This window comes from Corynebacterium sp. HMSC05D03 (assembly GCF_001807205.1).
Classification (GTDB): domain Bacteria; phylum Actinomycetota; class Actinomycetes; order Mycobacteriales; family Mycobacteriaceae; genus Corynebacterium; species Corynebacterium aurimucosum.
The window spans coordinates 167,147-182,269 of record NZ_KV788177.1 but is presented as its reverse complement, the minus strand read 5'-3'; the positions used below and the strand labels follow the sequence as shown (position 1 = coordinate 182,269).

The window sequence follows — 15,123 nt, the reverse complement described above, 5'->3', positions numbered from 1 at the left end:
CTTAGTAGTAGCGGACGTTGCGGAAGGCGGACGGGTTGAATACGTCACCCGGCTGGCCCCACAGGTCGCGCTCGGAGTGGATATCGGCGGCCTTGGCGCGCGCCTCAGAGTCGAGCTGGCTGAGCACCGTGGACAGGGCCGCCACCTCAGCGTCGGTGGGGTTGCCGCGCAGAACGGTAAACAGGGAAGCGGTCATAGGGAAACCTCTACAAAACGATATTGCCGTGTTTCTTCGGCAGGGTTGGAATAATCTTGCGATCCAGCAGGCGCAGGCCCTCGATGAGGGAGCCGCGGGTGGCTGCCGGGGTAATGACGGAATCGACGAGACCACGCTCAGCGGCCTGGTACGGGGTCAGGTAGGCGGCGGCCTCCTCCTCGCTCAGCTCTAGCTCTGCGGCCAGTGCAGGGGCATCGGCCACTGAGATCTCGGCCGTCGGCCACGCATAGGACAGGTCCGCACCGAGTTCCTTGGAGCCGAAAGCGATGTAGCCGGTGCCGTGCGCGCGGCGGACGATGACACTGATCTTGCCTACGCTCGCCGCGGAGTAGGCGTGCACCAGCTTGGCCAGCGCTGCCTTCTCCACATCCAGCGCCGGGGAGTCGACGAACTCGATAATGGGGGTATTGAAGGCATCGCAGAGGCGGATGAAACGCGCGGCCTTAGCGGCAGCTTCCGCATCGAAGGAGTCGCGGTTGGCGATGATGCCCACGGTGCGGCCCTCCACGCGACCGAAGCCGGTGAAGACACCGCGCACCTGGGCGCCGAGCTCGAAAACATCCTCGCAGGTGGCGGTGACCACGTCGGCGAGATCGACGGCGCCGTCATCTCCCACGAGGGTATCGAGGGCGTGGTCGGCGTCGGTAATGTTCTCCTCCACAGAGCCCGCAACGATGGTGGCCTCGGTGCGGGGAGCGGCGGCACGGTTATTGGAAGGCAGGTAGGAGAGCACGCGCTTGGCGACGTTCACCTCGTGCTCCCCATCCGCCTGCAGGTCACCGTCCGGAGCAATGACGACATCCGACAGCGCGGCTACGAGCGAGGCCTCCTTGGAGTCCGCGTAGACTGTCGTGACCTGCGGGATGAGGCCGGAAGCGGTGGTGGCGCGGGCCAGGATGCGGGCCTGCATGGCGGAGGAGACAATGCCCTCCTGGGCGCGGGGCTTATCGCTGGCGACGAGTGCGACGATGGGCACGCCGGTCTTAATGGCCAGGTCATAAAGCTTGGTGACCTTTTCGCCATAGACCTCGCCCATGGTGCCGTCGAAAAGCGAGGCGTCCTGCGCATAGGCGCAGACCTTGCGGCCATCGACAGTGCCGAAGCCGGTGACGACGCCATCGGTGTAAGGACGGATGTGCTCGCGGCCGAACTCGGTGGAGCGGTGGCGAGCGAGCGCGTCGGTCTCCACGAAGGATCCGGCGTCAAAGAGCGCCTCGATGGCGCTGCGGGCCGCAGGAACCTCTCCCTGCGGCGCCCGGGACTCGGTGAGCTTGGCGCTCAGGTCCTCGATCTTGCCAGCGGTCGTCTTCAAGTCAGTCATGGGACACTAGTGTAATACAGTGCGTCTTCTGCACTACGCTGCGCTCGTTCCGAGCGCAGCCTAAAGCGGGATGTTGCCGTGCTTGCGTGCCGGGCGGGCCACATTCTTGTCCGTGAAGAAGCGCAGATTTTTGGCGATTGCACTGCGGGTTTCAGAGGGGAGAATGACGGCGTCGATAAGCCCGCGCTCCGCTGCCTTATACGGGTTGAGCATGTGGTCTTCGTATTCGCGCTCGAAGGACTTGGTCAGTTCAGCTACGTCGAGGCCCTTCTCGTGGGCAGCCTTGATCTCCTTGCGGTAGATAAAACCGACGGCGCCGGCAGCGCCCATGACCGCGATCTGGGCGGTGGGCCAAGCCAGGTTGACGTCCGCTCCCAGTCCCTTGGAGCCCATCACACAGTAAGCGCCGCCGTAGGCCTTGCGCAGGGTGACGGTGATCTTCGGAACGGTGGCTTCGGCGTAGGCGTAGAGCAGCTTGGCGCCGCGGCGCAGGATGCCATCGTGTTCCTGGTCGGCGCCGGGGAGGAAGCCGGGGACGTCGACCAGCATAATGATCGGGATATTAAAGGCATCGCAGGTGCGCACGAAGCGCGCGGCCTTCTCCGAAGAATTGATGTCGAGGCAGCCGGCGAAGACCTGGGGCTGGTTGGCCACGAACCCCACGGTGCGCCCTTCGATGCGGCCGAAGGCGGTGACCACGTTATCGGCGCGGTCGGCTTGGATCTCCAGGAAATCGCCGTCATCGGTGAGAGCCTCGATGATCTCCTTGACGTCATAGGGCTGGTTCGGGGAATCCGGGATGATGCTATCCAGCACGAGGTCGTCGACGGTTTCTTCGCCCAGCTCCTCGTAGGGCTCAACCGGGGTCAGCTGGCGGTTATTGGAGGGCAGGTAGGTCAGTAGGTCGTGTACCCAATCGAGCGCTTCCTCGTCGCTAGAAGCGGTGTAGTGCGAGGTGCCGGACTTATGCATGTGGATGCCGGCGCCGCCGAGTTCTTCCTGGCTGACTTCTTCACCGGTGACGGTCTTGATGACGTCGGGCCCGGTGACGAACATCTTGGACTTCTCATCCACCATCACCACGAAGTCGGTCAGTGCGGGGGAGTAGGCGTTGCCGCCGGCGCAAGCACCCATGATGACGGAGATTTGTGGGACGACGCCGGAGGCCTTGACGTTTTGGTAGAAGGTCTTGGCAATCCAGTCCAGGGACACGGCGCCATCCTGGATGCGGGCGCCGGCGCCCTCGTACAGGCCAATGAGTGGGCGGCCGGTGGTGATGGACAGCTCCATGATCTTGATCATTTTCTCGCCGTAGACTTCGCCGAGGGCGCCGCCGAAGACGGTTCCGTCCTGGGAGAAGATGCAGACCTCGCGGCCGTCGATGGTTCCCCAACCGGTGACGATGCCATCGGTCAGCGGGCGCTTCTTGCCCATGCCGAAGTCCGTGGTGCGGTGCACGGCGAGCATGTCGGTCTCCACGAAGGAGCCTTCATCGAGGAGGTAGTCCAAGCGCTCACGCGCGGTGAGGCGGCCCTGGGCGTGGACCTTGTCGTGGGCTTTTGTACCCATGGGCTGCGCCGCTGCTTCGCGACGCCTCTTCAGTTCAGCGATCTTGCCTGCGGTGGTGTCGGCGCTCAGGGAGTCAAGCTCCGACAAATGTGAGGAAATAGTCATGTTTCGACAGTGTAGAGAAGTTTTGTATAGGAATGTATAGCGGCGCGCGGGTGATTTCCCTCACAGCCCGCGTTTGTGCAGGTAGGCGGGGTGGGAAAGATGAGTGTTTCCTCGCAAACGGCGTTTTAGGGGTATTTAATTGAGCTCGCCTCCTTGCCTACTCCCAAGAGCACTGCGCAGACGTGCGACGTGTAAGGCGATATAGGCCAGCTCATTGTCATTAATTGCATGGCCCTGACCTTCTAATTTGGAACGGACTAGACGGGCGATGCGCACTGCAGCAGCATCATCATGTTCGATAGCTGCAAGCATTGAATGCAACGGTGCGTCAGCTTCCCGGTTCGGAGTGTTCAAACGGACGAAGAGGTAACGCAGGTGCGTGACGAACCGTGTGACTGTGGGGGAACTGGGCTGTAGTTGGCACTGGAGCTGCGAAGAGACCACATCGAGAAGGGCGGAAATCTCCTTCGTGATGTTCTCTGCCATTGTCATATCCCCATCAACGAATTGCGCGTTGATGAAATGCATCGCTATGGCAGCAGCTTCATCGCGGGCTAGACGGACAGAGGTGGCTTCTTCAACTTGGTCTAGGAGCTTTAGTCCTAGTTCAAATTCCTCTGGGTACAGAGTGGATACTTCCCACATCAGTGGGTAGTTGAACTTGATTCCGCCTTTTTCTCGTTCGATTGCGAAGGAAATATGATCTGCCAGCCCTAAAACTAGAAGCTGGGGTTCCTTGACCTTCGAGTGAGCGCTAATGAAATCTGCGACAAGGCTGACGATTTCCAGCGGGAGCTCAGAGAGTAGCGCGGTGAGGTTTGCAATGGGATGAGCGGAGTTCGGGCGGAAAACTTGCTCCACAGCATCATCCTGGATTTCATCGCCAAGCTTTCGGCTGAAGCCGATCCCTTTGCCTAAGCAGATGGCTTGAATGCCTTGTGCATCAGTGCAAAGAACGGCGTTGTTGTTGAGTGCGCGGATGACGTTCATAGAATCAGGGTACAGGGCACCGTGGCGCAGGCTTGAAAGCCAAGTTGTGCGCCACCGTGCCCTGATTTAGGCGGTGAAAACCTAGAGTTCAGCTCCGTTGGAAACTATGACATTTCGGTACCACTCGAAAGAATCTTTCTTTGAGCGCTCCATCGTTCCGTTGCCTACATTATCGCGGTCGACGTGAATCATGCCGTAACGCTTCTTCATTTCACCGGTGGTGAAGGAAACTAGGTCGATGATTCCCCATGGGGTGTAGCCTAGGAGATCGACGCCGTCTTCGAGGACGGCCTCCTTTACTGCCGCGATGTGGTTTCGCAGATAGTCGATGCGGGCCTCATCGTGGATGGAACCATCGGCTTCCACGTTATCGACCGCACCGAAGCCGTTTTCCACAATGAAAAGTGGCTTTTGGTAGCGGTTGTAAAGGGAATTGAGGGAGTAGCGCAGCCCTTGTGGATCGATTGGCCAGCCCCAATCAGAGGACTTGATATACGGATTGTCTACTGAATTGGGCAATCCGCCGTTGACCGAGGAACCAGCGTCGGCCACTGCATCGTGTTTAACGGTGTTGGACATGTAGTAGGAGAACCCGAGGTAGTCGACGGTGCCGTTGCGGAGAATCTCGTCGTCGCTTTCTTGGAATCCTGGGTTAATTCCCTCTCGCTCAAATTTCTTCAGAGCATAGGCCGGGTAAGAGCCGCGGATTTGTACATCGGGGAAGAAGTATCGATCGCGGCTAGCAATTTCGGCGGCCATGATGTCTGAGGGATTGCAGCTGTACGGGTACACCGGGACCATGGCAACCATGGCGCCAATCTGTAGGTCGGGATTGATCTCGTGCCCTACTGCTACGGCACGTGCGGAGGCGAGCAGGCAGTTGTGCGCGGTCTGGTACAGCACCTGCTGGGGGTTTTCACCTTCGGCGATGGTCACGCCCGAGTTGGTCCAAAGGAAAAGCGGGTTATCCACATTCATTTGGTTGTTGATCTCGTTGAAGGTCATCCAGTACTTGACCTTCTTGTGGTAGCGCTCGAAGCATACTCGTGCGAAGCGCTCAAAGAATTCCACGAGCTTGCGGTTACGGAAACCGCCGTATTCACGAGCGAGGTGAAGGGGAATCTCGAAGTGGCTTAATGTGATGACGGGCTCGATACCGTACTTAAGAAGCTCGTCGAAGACCTCGTCATAGAACTTGAGTCCTTCTTCATTGGGCTCAAGCTCATCGCCCTGCGGGAAAATCCTGGACCAGGCAATTGACGTGCGGAAGCATTTGAGTCCCATTTCTGCGAAAAGTTTGATGTCTTCGCGGAAGCGACCGTAGAAATCGATTGCTTCGTGGTTGGGGTAGAACTCGTTGGCTTCGATGGTTTCGGTGACGCGGCGGGGAACTCCGTGGGCACCAGCGGTGAGGACGTCGACGACGGAGGGGCCTTTACCGCCCTTGTTCCAGCCGCCTTCGAATTGGTGTGCAGCAACAGCGCCACCCCAGAGGAAATCCGGATTGAGTGACGTGGTCATTTACTTGGCTCCTTCTGCTTGAGTCTGGTTCGAGGACTTGGCTTCAACGGCCATGAGCTCGTTTCCATGAGTGGTACGGGTTGATGGATGGATGATGACATCAGCGAATTTCTTCGTATTCGTGATGATTACTGGCGTAGTGAGTGAAAAGCCGGCTTGGGTAATCGATTGAGCATCAAATTCAACCAATAAGTCTCCTTCTTCGACGCGCTGTCCCTTTGTAACGTGACTGGTGAATGGCTTTCCCTTGAGCGCGACCGTGTCTAGGCCGATGTGGACCAGAACTTCAACGCCGTCATCTGAAATGATCCCTACAGCGTGTTTGGATGGAAGGACTGTCGCAACAGTGCCATCGAAGGGCGCGTAAACCTTGTTGTCGGTCGGTTCTACGGCCACGCCCTCGCCCATGGTGCCCTGTGCAAAGACCGGATCGTCCACCTCGTTAAGAGCGAGAACTGTGCCAGTCACAGGGCTTGAGATGTGGAAGACGGTCTCTTTTTGGGAGAGCTGGTTGTGGTATTCAGCGGATGCGGCATCGGAGTCGGGGGAGCTGTCGGTTGCTTCGGCAGGGGCCTCGGCGAGCACATCCGTGAAACCAACAAAGTAGACGCCGATGACGGCTCCGAAGAATGCTACAGCGCAGCCAATAATCTCTCCCATGAGCGAGTTCGTTCCAGGTTCGTAGGCATTCATGATGGTGAGCACGCCAGGTAGTCCTGCATAGACGTATTGCAGGGAACCGAAGAGGGACACCACAATGGCGCCTGCCGCACCCGCGACACAGCCCACAATGAATGGCTTCTTTAGGCGGAGTGTAACGCCATAAATAGCGGGTTCAGTGATGCCGAAGACGCCGGTCAGGGAAGCGGATGCGGCGACCTTCTTCATTTCGGGGCTGCGAGACTTGAGGAAGACTCCGAAGGCCGCTCCAACCTGAGCAATCACCGCAGCGGTCTGGAAGGCCTGGAAGGGGTCTGAGCCATACTGTTCAAAGTTCGCGAGGACCATTGGGGTAACGCCCCAGTGCACACCAAAAATGACGATTACCTGCCAGAAACCACCTACCATGGCTGCGGCGACAGGGGGAGCAACATCGACCAACCAGTTGAAACCGTCTGCAATGAGAATTGCGCCCTGGTTGGATAGAGGGCCAATAATCAGAACAGTGAGTGGCACGGCGATGATGAGGCAGAACAGCGGGGTAAACAGCTGCGTGATGACCTCAGGTAGGTGCTTCCGGAAAAACCTTTCGAGGTAAGACAATCCCCACACGACGAAAAGGGGTGGAAGCACAGTTGAGGTGTATGTGGTCTCGCTCAATCCAAAACCGAAAAGCGAAATGTGTTCGCCCTCGGCCACACGTGAGGCAATGTCGGCCATTTCTGGGGCGACGAGAGCGCCAACGGCGGCGACAGAGATGAATGTGTTGGTCTTGAAGAATTGCGAGGCGGTGATCGCGATGAGGATGGGGAGGAAAGTAAAAGGCGCCCAGCTCATGAGCGAGAAAATCTCGTATGTACCTGTCTCACCAAACTCCGGCCAGGCGGCAGTGATGAGGATGAGCGCACCTTGGATAAGGCCCGCTGCGGCGAGTACGTAAATGAAGGGGGCAAAAACCGCCGACATCATAGCGATGATGCGGTTCATGAGGGTGGGTTTATTGTCCTCGTCATCAATCTGCTGTTCATTAGGATCGATTCCTAGCTGATCAATGGCAGCTTCGTAGACCTCTCCCACGCGGTTGCCGATGACGATTTGGAACTGCCCTCCCTTCTCGACGGTTGTGATGACGCCGGGCAGATTTTCAATCTTGGTGTGGGCGTCTTCGGGAGTGCTCTTCAGGACGAGGCGCAGGCGAGTGGCGCACCGAGCAATTCCTGTGATGTTAGATGGCCCGCCGACCAGAGTGATGATGTCGTGGGCAAGCTTTGGATAATCACGTACCGGGGCGGTCATGATGTCCTCACTTTCGTTCTTAGGCTTTCGAAAAGTCCCAAAACGAAAAAGACTCGCGAGAGCAATGAAGCTGAAGTCCCTTTCGTTAAAGGGGGATTCCGCTTCAGGTTCTTGCCTCTTGCGAGTAACAGGCCTGATAGCCGATATGTGAAACTATAGCCCCTCTTGTGGCAGGGCACAAGAGGGGCTAGTTGTGATGTGGATTAAGCGGCTTTATCTGGAGCGTCGGCTAGCCAGCCGAGGTTGTAAAGGAAGAGTTCAACCTCTGTGAGATCCTCTTCGCTGGGAAAGGAGTTGGTCAGCGCCGCGTAGGACTCTTCGATGTCGGTGCGGGTGGCTGGGACAAGGCCGTGCTTGTGCAGATCTTCGGCGATCTGCGATACCAGCGGCGCCGGGTGCACCGTGTCAAGGTTGATTCCGGTGGCACTCTTGAATTCGTTAGTGATGGCGGAAAGGAATCCGGTCAGGGTATTCATTTGGCTCACCTCTCTATTTCTTGTCGTAATGATGCGGCCGTCCGCATCATGGGGTTAAACCAACTATATAGGTAAAGTTCTCTAAAAGCTAGCTTTCGTTCACGGCGAGTTAACTTTCAGTTAACCTAGTTTGAAATATGAGGTGAGAAACGAGCGCCTTTTAAGCCTCAATGGGCAGCCAGGCGTAGCCATAGGGCCCGAGCTCCACAGGGCCTAGGTCGACGGTCTGATCCGTGAAGCTGTGCAGGCACAACAACTCCCCGCGCTGGAATCCCAGAACGCCCGTCTGACCGGTTTCCACGGCTTCGAAAGGTGCGGTGCCGAGTTCCGGATGTGCCTTACGCTGCTGGATTAGACCGCGGAGGCGGTGGAGGAGAGAGGAATCGTCGGCAAGCTGCTCTTTCACTGAGACCCCTACGCCGCCGACGATGGGACGGCGCGGGTGAGCGGATGTAGTGAAACCTGCGCCCTCACCGGGCTCCCATTGCATGGGCGTGCGCACGGCATCGCGGTCGGGCAACTCGGAGGCATCGTTCATGCCGATTTCATCGCCGTAATACAAAAAAGGCGCGCCCGGCAGCGTCATGAGAAGTGAATAAAAAAGCTCAATCTTGCGGTAATCATTGCCCAACAGTGGCGCGAGGCGCCGCGCGATGCCCACGTGGGCGCGCATCTGCTCATCCGGCAGGTAGTGCTCGTACATGATGGCGCGCTGGTCCTCGTCGACCATTTCTAGGGTCAGCTCGTCGTGGTTGCGCAGGAAGGTGCCCCACTGACAACCCTGGGGAAGCTCCGGAAGCTCCGCCATGATGTCGTAGACCGGTGTGGCGTCCCCCAGCGCGAGGGCTTGGTAAAGCCGCGGCATCACTGGGAAGTTGAACACCATGTGGAAGCGATTGCCCGTGCCATAAAACTCCATGGTTTCTTCGGGCGGCTGGTTAGCCTCCGCGATCATGATGGCCTCGGGGTAATTCTCGTCGATGAAGGCGCGGACCTTCTCCACAAACTCGACCGTCTCCGGCAGAGACTCGCCGCCCACCCCATCACGCTCGTACAGGTAGGCGATGGCATCGAGGCGGAAGCCGTCCACGCCCTTATCTAGCCAGAAGGAAAGAATCTTGAATACTTCCTCGTGGACCTTCGGGTTGTCGTAGTTTAGGTCCGGCTGGTGTGAGTAGAAGCGGTGGAAGTAGTACTGCTTGCGCTCCGGGTCCCATGCCCAATTCGAGGTTTCCGTATCGGTGAAGATAATGCGGATCTCGGGGTAGCGCAGGGGATCATCGCCCCACACGTAATAGTCGCCGTAAGGGCCTTCCGGATCGGTGCGGGAGGCCTGGAACCACGGATGATCGGTAGAGGTGTGGTTGAAAGCCAAATCCGTCATGAGGCGCATGCCACGAGCGTGAAGTTCGGTGACGAGCTCGTCAAAGTCTTCCATCGTGCCGTAGTCAGGGTGAATGGAGTAGTAGTTGGCGATGTCATAGCCGTCATCGCGCAGCGGGGAAGCATAGAACGGGGAGAGCCACAGGCAGTCCACTCCGAGCCACTTGAGGTAATCCAGCTTCTCAATAACTCCACGTAGCGTGCCAACGCCTTCGCCGTGGGTGTCCTTGTACGAGCCCACGAGGGCCTGGTAGAAAATGGCGTTATTGTGCCAGGTCATCGGAGATCCTTCCGTTTGGCCCGCCACAGCAGAAACTCCGCCAGGCACAGCGCGCCCGCCAGGAGCCCCGGCCAGATGGCGGGGGAGGGGTGAAAAAGATTGAGGACTGCTTGCACCAGCGCCAGGAAGGCAAAGAAGCCAACGAATCCCAGCGCGGTGTCCCATAGCAGTTCACGGCGCATTAAGCCTTGACACCTCCGGCGGTGAGGCCGGCGACGATGCGGTGCTGGAAGATGAGCACCATGATGATGAGCGGAACCGTTACCAGTGCGCCCGCGGCCATGGTGGCGGCATAGGGGTACTCGAAGGCCGAGGGGCCCGAGAAACGCGCGATAGCCACGGTCACCGGCTCAGTAGCAGTGGTGGATAGCTGCTTGGCCAGCATGAACTCGTTCCACGTTGTGATGAAAGCGATGATGGCGGTGGTAAACAGCGCGGGCGCGGCCAGGGGCAGGAGCACGAGGCGGAAGGCTTGGCCGCGGGAGGCACCGTCCACGCGGGCGGCCTCCTCCAGCTCCCAGGGCAGCTGACGGAAGAAGCTCAGCAGCGTGTAGACAGTCAGGGGCAGCGCGAAGGAGATATTCGGAATGATCATCGCGCGGTAGGTGCCAATCCACTCGAGGTTGCCAAAGAGCTGGAAGAGCGGGGTCACCAACGCGATGGCCGGGAACATCGAGGCGGCCAGGATGATGCCGGTGACGATACCTTTTCCAGGGAAGTCGTAGCGAGCTAGCGCATAGGCGGTGAACACGCCGATGAGGACTGCGACAGCGGTCGTGGCTAGGGAGATAAGCAAAGAGTTCCCCAGTGCGTTGAGGAAGTCATTGCCCTTGTCTGTTGCCAGTGCATCCCGGAAGTTGTCCAAGGTCACGTGCGTGGGCCACGGGGTGGTGTCGAAGGTATGGGACTTGTGCCGCAAGGCGGTGACAACCATCCAGTAGAAGGGCGCGAGCCCCCAGAACATGATGAAGAGGATGCCGAGGTAGTGGCCAAGCTTTTTCATGACTTCTTCTCCTTCTTCTGGCGAGCAGTACCGGAGATATCAGCGCCGAGGAAACGGACGAGGATGAACGCGACGGTGAAGATAAGCAGGAAGATGAGTGTGGACAGCGCGGAGGCTGAGTTGAAGTGGCCCTGGCGCATGTCTTCCACCACCAGCTGGGAAATGGTGGCCGTCGGCGCGTTGGAGGAAGCGGAGATCATGATGACCGGTAGGTCGTACATGCGCAGCGCATCCAGCGTACGGAAGAGGATGGCCACCATGAGTGCCGGCCGCACCAGTGGCAGGGTGATGGTGAAGAAGGTTTGGATACGCGAGGCGCCGTCCACGCGTGCTGCGTCATAGACATCGCGCGGAATCATCTGCAGGCCTGCCAGGATGAGCAGTGCCATGAACGGGGCGGTCTTCCACACATCAGCGATAATCACCGCGAGGCGGGCATAGAACGGGTCCGTGGTCCATGCGATGCGCGAGCCGATGAGCGCGTTAACGATGCCATCCGGTGCAAACATGAACTGCCATAGCTTCGCGGTGACTGCGGTGGGAATGGCCCAGGGAACCAGCACCGCCGCGCGCACGAGGCCGCGACCGCGGTATTCGCCGTTCATCACCAGCGCCATGAACATGCCCAAAATCGTTTCCAGGGTCACCGTGACCACGGTGAAAAAGAGCGTGATCTTGAGCGCTGGCCAGAAATCAGTGGCGATAACGCCATCCGGGCATGCGGTGGTCTGGCCGGTGGCAGACATACAGCGATTGGTGATCCAGTACAGGTAGTTCTCGAGGCCTGCGAATGCGCCTTCCTCGAATACACCCGTGGTCGGGTTAAGCCGCTTGTTGCCCTGGAAGGACAACATCACAGCGCGCACGATGGGATAGCCGATGACCACGGCCAGCGCTATCAGCGCCGGCGCGATGAGCGCAGCAACGCGCAGATACTGTCTGCGGGGCTGCGCGGTAGGCGGTGCTCCAGCCATGCGGTGCCTGCCTTTCTGATTTATAGGGGAGGGGGTTATCGGGGGTTGGGGAAAATCATAGCGGGTGGCGTAGACATCCTCTGGACATCCTCTGCGCGCGAGCACCTTGATGCCCATTGGTTTAAATCCAGATCAAAGAAGGAGGCGCGGGCAAGTCACGTGGACTTACTCGCGCCCCCATTTCACGCTGGGAAGATTAACCCTGGGAGGCTGCCTCGATGGCGGCCTTCATGTCCTTCGTAGCGTCATCGACGGACTTGTCAGCGGTCAGAGCCGCGTAGGCGTTATCCTGCACGGCCTTGGAGATGGCGGTGTAGAACGGGGAGACCGGACGCGGCGCGGCGTTCTCCAGGGATTCCTTCAGAGCCGGAAGGTACGGGAACTCCTCGACGAGGGACTCATCGTCGTAGATGGAGGCCAGCACCGGCGGGAAGGAAGCCTCAGCGAAGGACTTCTGGTTCTCCTCGTTGATGATGAACTTCATGAAATCCAGGGCCGTAGCCTTGTGCTCGGAGTTGATGTTGATGCCGTTGTTGTAGCCACCGAGGGTGGAGACACCGACTCCGTCCTTGCCCACCAGCGGCTGGACCTCAAACTTCACGCCAGCCTCTTCGGAATTGGTGTACATGTACGGCCAGTTGATGGCAAAAGCGGTCTTGCCCTCAGTGAAAGCGAGGTTGGTCTCCTCCTCCGTTGTGGCGGTGGAGTCCTTGGAGATGGTGCCGTCTTCGTAGGCGTCGACAAGCGCCTGCAGGCCTTCCTTGGCCTCGTCGGAGTCAACAGCGATGTTGCCCTCATCATCCAAGATGGAGCCGCCCCAGCCCTCGATGAAGCCGGCGGTGTTGACGGTGAGGCCCTCGTACTGCTTGAGCTGCGTGGTCAGGCAGGAAGCATCATCCTTGAGAGCCTCGCAGGCAGAAGCGATGTCTGCGAACTTCTCCGGAGCCTTGTCCGCCAACTCAGTGTTGCGGAAGAGCAGCTGGCCGTTGGTGTTCTGCGGCAGCGCGTAGAGGGTGTCGTTGTAGGTGGCGGACTCCACGGTGGGCTCCAGCAGTCCGGAGGTATCCACTTCAAGGTCACCAGTCAGCGGTGCCAGCCACTGGTTAGCGGCGAAGTCCGCGGTCCAGACCACGTCCAGCGCCATGACGTCGTAGTCGGAGTTGCCAGCCTGCAGGGACTGCACGAGGGTCTCGCGCTGAGCGTCGGCCTCGCCGGCGAGCTCCTTGAGCTCGACCTTCTCATCTGGGTGCTCGGCGTTCCACGCCTCGATGATGGGCGTGATCTTGTCGGTATCGTTCTTGCCCATGGCGAAGGTGATGGGGCCGCGGCCGTCACCATCAGTCGAGGAGGCATCGGAGCCAGTGCTTGACGACGATCCCTCGTCGCTCGAGGAGCAACCCGCCAAGGTCAGTGCGAGTGCAGCGGTGGTGACGACAACGCCGCGGCGGACAGAACGCAGCGAGCTGGGGAGGAAGGGCTTCTTCATTGAATATTCACCTTTCGGAAAACTTCTGATGACTACAAAATAGGGGATCATCCCCACACTGCACGTGGTTTTGGCTTTTAATTCACTTCAAACGGGGGTGAAATCACCCCTGTCCGTGGTGTTTCTTAAGCCTCAATACGCTGGCCGGTCTCCGGATCGAAGCGGTGAGCCTCGCGGGGGTTAAAGGTCAGCACGACGTTCTCACCACGCTGCGGAACGTTGTCGCTCGCGCGGGCGACGAAGCGCTGCTCGCCCACCATGACGTAGACGAAGGACTCAGAGCCCAGCTCTTCCACGAACTCCACCGTGCCTTGGAAGCCAATCGGCCCCTTATTGATGAACATTTTTTCCGGGCGAACGCCGACGCGTCCGCCGTTGTAGTCGAAGATGTTCATCGCGGGGGAACCGATGAAACCGGCGACGAATTCGTTAGCGGGAGCGTCGTAGAGCTCGCGCGGTGGCGCGACTTGCTGCAGAACACCGTCCTTGAGCACGGCCACGCGGTCACCCATGGTCATGGCCTCCACCTGGTCGTGGGTGACGTAGACAGTGGTGGTGCCGAGACGCTGTTGGAGGCTGGCCAGCTCCGCGCGGGTTTGCACGCGCAGCTTAGCGTCGAGGTTAGACAGGGGCTCATCCATGAGGAAGGCCTTCGGCTCGCGCACGATGGCGCGGCCCATGGCCACGCGCTGACGCTGACCACCGGAGAGGTCTTTGGGCTTGCGCTGCAGGTACTCCGTCAGCCCAAGGGTCTTCGCTGCTTCTTCTACTTTGGCTTTGATTTCAGCCTTGGGCATCTTGGCCAGCTTGAGGGCGAAGCCCATGTTCTGGGCAACGGTGAGGTGCGGGTAGAGCGCGTAGTTCTGGAAGACCATGGCGATATCGCGATCGCCTGGCTCAAGGCCCGTGACGTCTTTGCCGTCAATAAGGATGCGGCCGCTGGAGACCGGCTCCAGCCCCGCGAGGGCGCGCAGGGTGGTGGACTTACCGCAGCCGGACGGGCCGACGAGGACTAGAAACTCGCCGTCCGCAATCTCGAGATTGAGGTCTTTGACCGTGGGCTTCTCGGCACGGGGATAGGTGATGCCGACGTTCTCAAAAGTGACCTTTGCCATGGATTCACACTAGCACCTGGCGGTGCGTGCATTAGGCTGGAATTTGTTATGAAGAAGTTCGCTCCATTCCTCGCGCTGCTCTTGGTCGGTTGCTCCAGTACGGAATCCGCGGAGTCCTTTGCGCCACTGACAACCGTTTCTACTGGGACTGCTGATGCGTCTTCAGCGCCTTCGGAGACTACGACGGAGTCATTGACCTCCACTACCAAATCTTCTTCGGAAGAGCCTTCCCCGACGATGCCCTCGAAGGAGTCCGCGACATCGCCGACGACTTCGGCTGCAGAGACGCAGCGCGATACCGTGTTCCGCGCTATTTTTGCCGATACTGTCGACGCGTCTGACGTCCGCTCGCAGTTGGTGGACAATGGCCACGTGAATCGCTCCACCATGCGTGCCAGCATGAAGGGGATGGGCCTGGATGTCTCGGATTCGGAATTGCAAGAGTACGGCGAGTGGGTTTGTGAATGGGTTACCCCAGCAACTCGCTATGTGCTGGTGACTGAAGGGAAGCCGGACAGCCTTGGGGAACAAGACCGCGCTGATTACGACAAGTTGATCGGGGATACTGTTTCTTTCCTGGCAGATACGCGGCAGATCACCGTCACGCCTGAGCAGGTCACCCATGCGTTGCCGCAGGCTGTGCTGACTACCTGTCTTGACGATGCTACTGCCCGCACAATTCTGGCCAATCCGGATTACTTTTAGTTACTTCGAGGCGGCAGTGATC

14 protein-coding genes are annotated in these 15,123 nt (G+C 59.0%); 1 reads left to right on the top strand and 13 read right to left on the bottom strand.

What is annotated here, in order from left to right:
- Position 1: 1 nt before the first annotated feature.
- The 13 genes from HMPREF3147_RS07140 to HMPREF3147_RS07080 form a co-directional block, all read right to left on the bottom strand.
- Complete coding sequence (locus HMPREF3147_RS07140; protein ID WP_070446375.1) at positions 2–196, bottom strand: acyl-CoA carboxylase subunit epsilon; 195 nt, start codon at positions 194–196, stop codon at positions 2–4.
- A gap of 10 nt (positions 197–206) precedes the next feature.
- Positions 207–1,538 carry a carboxyl transferase domain-containing protein gene (locus HMPREF3147_RS07135; protein ID WP_070446373.1) on the bottom strand — a complete coding sequence of 444 codons (1,332 nt, stop codon included), beginning with the start codon at positions 1,536–1,538 and terminating at the stop codon, positions 207–209.
- Positions 1,539–1,598: 60 nt separating this feature from the next.
- Positions 1,599–3,212 carry an acyl-CoA carboxylase subunit beta gene (locus HMPREF3147_RS07130; protein WP_070446371.1) on the bottom strand — a complete coding sequence of 538 codons (1,614 nt, stop codon included), beginning with the start codon at positions 3,210–3,212 and terminating at the stop codon, positions 1,599–1,601.
- A 135-nt stretch (positions 3,213–3,347) separates the two neighbouring features.
- On the bottom strand, positions 3,348–4,202 hold the full coding sequence (locus HMPREF3147_RS07125; protein WP_070446369.1) for a PRD domain-containing protein: 855 nt from the start codon (positions 4,200–4,202) through the stop codon (positions 3,348–3,350).
- An 81-nt stretch (positions 4,203–4,283) separates the two neighbouring features.
- A complete protein-coding gene (locus HMPREF3147_RS07120) occupies positions 4,284–5,723 on the bottom strand; it encodes a 6-phospho-beta-glucosidase (protein WP_070446367.1) in 1,440 nt (479 codons plus the stop codon).
- The gene (locus HMPREF3147_RS07115) at positions 5,724–7,679 is read right to left on the bottom strand and encodes a beta-glucoside-specific PTS transporter subunit IIABC (protein ID WP_070446365.1); all 1,956 of its coding nucleotides are present in this window, start codon (positions 7,677–7,679) and stop codon (positions 5,724–5,726) included.
- A 203-nt stretch (positions 7,680–7,882) separates the two neighbouring features.
- Complete coding sequence (locus tag HMPREF3147_RS07110) at positions 7,883–8,155, bottom strand: hypothetical protein (RefSeq protein ID WP_070446363.1); 273 nt, start codon at positions 8,153–8,155, stop codon at positions 7,883–7,885.
- A 160-nt stretch (positions 8,156–8,315) separates the two neighbouring features.
- Positions 8,316–9,818, bottom strand: coding sequence for a maltose alpha-D-glucosyltransferase (treS, locus tag HMPREF3147_RS07105; protein ID WP_070446361.1), 1,503 nt, complete (start codon positions 9,816–9,818; stop codon positions 8,316–8,318).
- On the bottom strand, positions 9,815–10,000 hold the full coding sequence (locus HMPREF3147_RS07100) for a hypothetical protein (protein WP_070446358.1): 186 nt from the start codon (positions 9,998–10,000) through the stop codon (positions 9,815–9,817). The genes treS and HMPREF3147_RS07100 overlap by 4 nt, the downstream gene beginning before the upstream one ends.
- Positions 10,000–10,821, bottom strand: a complete 822-nt coding sequence (locus HMPREF3147_RS07095; RefSeq protein ID WP_070446356.1) for a carbohydrate ABC transporter permease — start codon at positions 10,819–10,821, stop codon at positions 10,000–10,002. The genes HMPREF3147_RS07100 and HMPREF3147_RS07095 overlap by 1 nt, the downstream gene beginning before the upstream one ends.
- The gene (locus tag HMPREF3147_RS07090; protein ID WP_070446354.1) at positions 10,818–11,795 is read right to left on the bottom strand and encodes a carbohydrate ABC transporter permease; all 978 of its coding nucleotides are present in this window, start codon (positions 11,793–11,795) and stop codon (positions 10,818–10,820) included. Before HMPREF3147_RS07090 ends, HMPREF3147_RS07095 begins: the two co-directional genes overlap by 4 nt.
- A gap of 196 nt (positions 11,796–11,991) precedes the next feature.
- Entirely contained in the window at positions 11,992–13,281 is a 1,290-nt protein-coding gene (locus HMPREF3147_RS07085; protein WP_070446352.1) for an ABC transporter substrate-binding protein, read from the bottom strand.
- A gap of 125 nt (positions 13,282–13,406) precedes the next feature.
- Positions 13,407–14,396, bottom strand: a complete 990-nt coding sequence (locus tag HMPREF3147_RS07080) for an ABC transporter ATP-binding protein (protein ID WP_070446350.1) — start codon at positions 14,394–14,396, stop codon at positions 13,407–13,409.
- 48 nt (positions 14,397–14,444) lie between these two features.
- Between HMPREF3147_RS07080 and HMPREF3147_RS07075 the strand changes: the two genes are divergently transcribed.
- Positions 14,445–15,101, top strand: coding sequence for a hypothetical protein (locus HMPREF3147_RS07075; protein ID WP_246815743.1), 657 nt, complete (start codon positions 14,445–14,447; stop codon positions 15,099–15,101).
- The last annotated feature ends 22 nt before the right edge of the window (positions 15,102–15,123 follow it).

What these genes read in the sequence shown, in the direction of transcription:
- HMPREF3147_RS07130 (WP_070446371.1), bottom strand. Translation starts at nt 3,212, where the DNA reads ATGACTATTTCCTCACATTTGTCGGAGCTTGACTCCCTGAGCGCCGAC.
- HMPREF3147_RS07135 (WP_070446373.1), bottom strand. Translation starts at nt 1,538, where the DNA reads ATGACTGACTTGAAGACGACCGCTGGCAAGATCGAGGACCTGAGCGCC.
- HMPREF3147_RS07085 (WP_070446352.1), bottom strand. Translation starts at nt 13,281, where the DNA reads ATGAAGAAGCCCTTCCTCCCCAGCTCGCTGCGTTCTGTCCGCCGCGGC.
- HMPREF3147_RS07075 (WP_246815743.1), top strand. Translation starts at nt 14,445, where the DNA reads ATGAAGAAGTTCGCTCCATTCCTCGCGCTGCTCTTGGTCGGTTGCTCC.
- HMPREF3147_RS07090 (WP_070446354.1), bottom strand. Translation starts at nt 11,795, where the DNA reads ATGGCTGGAGCACCGCCTACCGCGCAGCCCCGCAGACAGTATCTGCGC.
- HMPREF3147_RS07110 (WP_070446363.1), bottom strand. Translation starts at nt 8,155, where the DNA reads ATGAATACCCTGACCGGATTCCTTTCCGCCATCACTAACGAATTCAAG.
- HMPREF3147_RS07080 (WP_070446350.1), bottom strand. Translation starts at nt 14,396, where the DNA reads ATGGCAAAGGTCACTTTTGAGAACGTCGGCATCACCTATCCCCGTGCC.
- HMPREF3147_RS07095 (WP_070446356.1), bottom strand. Translation starts at nt 10,821, where the DNA reads ATGAAAAAGCTTGGCCACTACCTCGGCATCCTCTTCATCATGTTCTGG.
- HMPREF3147_RS07100 (WP_070446358.1), bottom strand. Translation starts at nt 10,000, where the DNA reads ATGCGCCGTGAACTGCTATGGGACACCGCGCTGGGATTCGTTGGCTTC.
- HMPREF3147_RS07120 (WP_070446367.1), bottom strand. Translation starts at nt 5,723, where the DNA reads ATGACCACGTCACTCAATCCGGATTTCCTCTGGGGTGGCGCTGTTGCT.
- HMPREF3147_RS07125 (WP_070446369.1), bottom strand. Translation starts at nt 4,202, where the DNA reads ATGAACGTCATCCGCGCACTCAACAACAACGCCGTTCTTTGCACTGAT.
- HMPREF3147_RS07140 (WP_070446375.1), bottom strand. Translation starts at nt 196, where the DNA reads ATGACCGCTTCCCTGTTTACCGTTCTGCGCGGCAACCCCACCGACGCT.
- treS (WP_070446361.1), bottom strand. Translation starts at nt 9,818, where the DNA reads ATGACCTGGCACAATAACGCCATTTTCTACCAGGCCCTCGTGGGCTCG.
- HMPREF3147_RS07115 (WP_070446365.1), bottom strand. Translation starts at nt 7,679, where the DNA reads ATGACCGCCCCGGTACGTGATTATCCAAAGCTTGCCCACGACATCATC.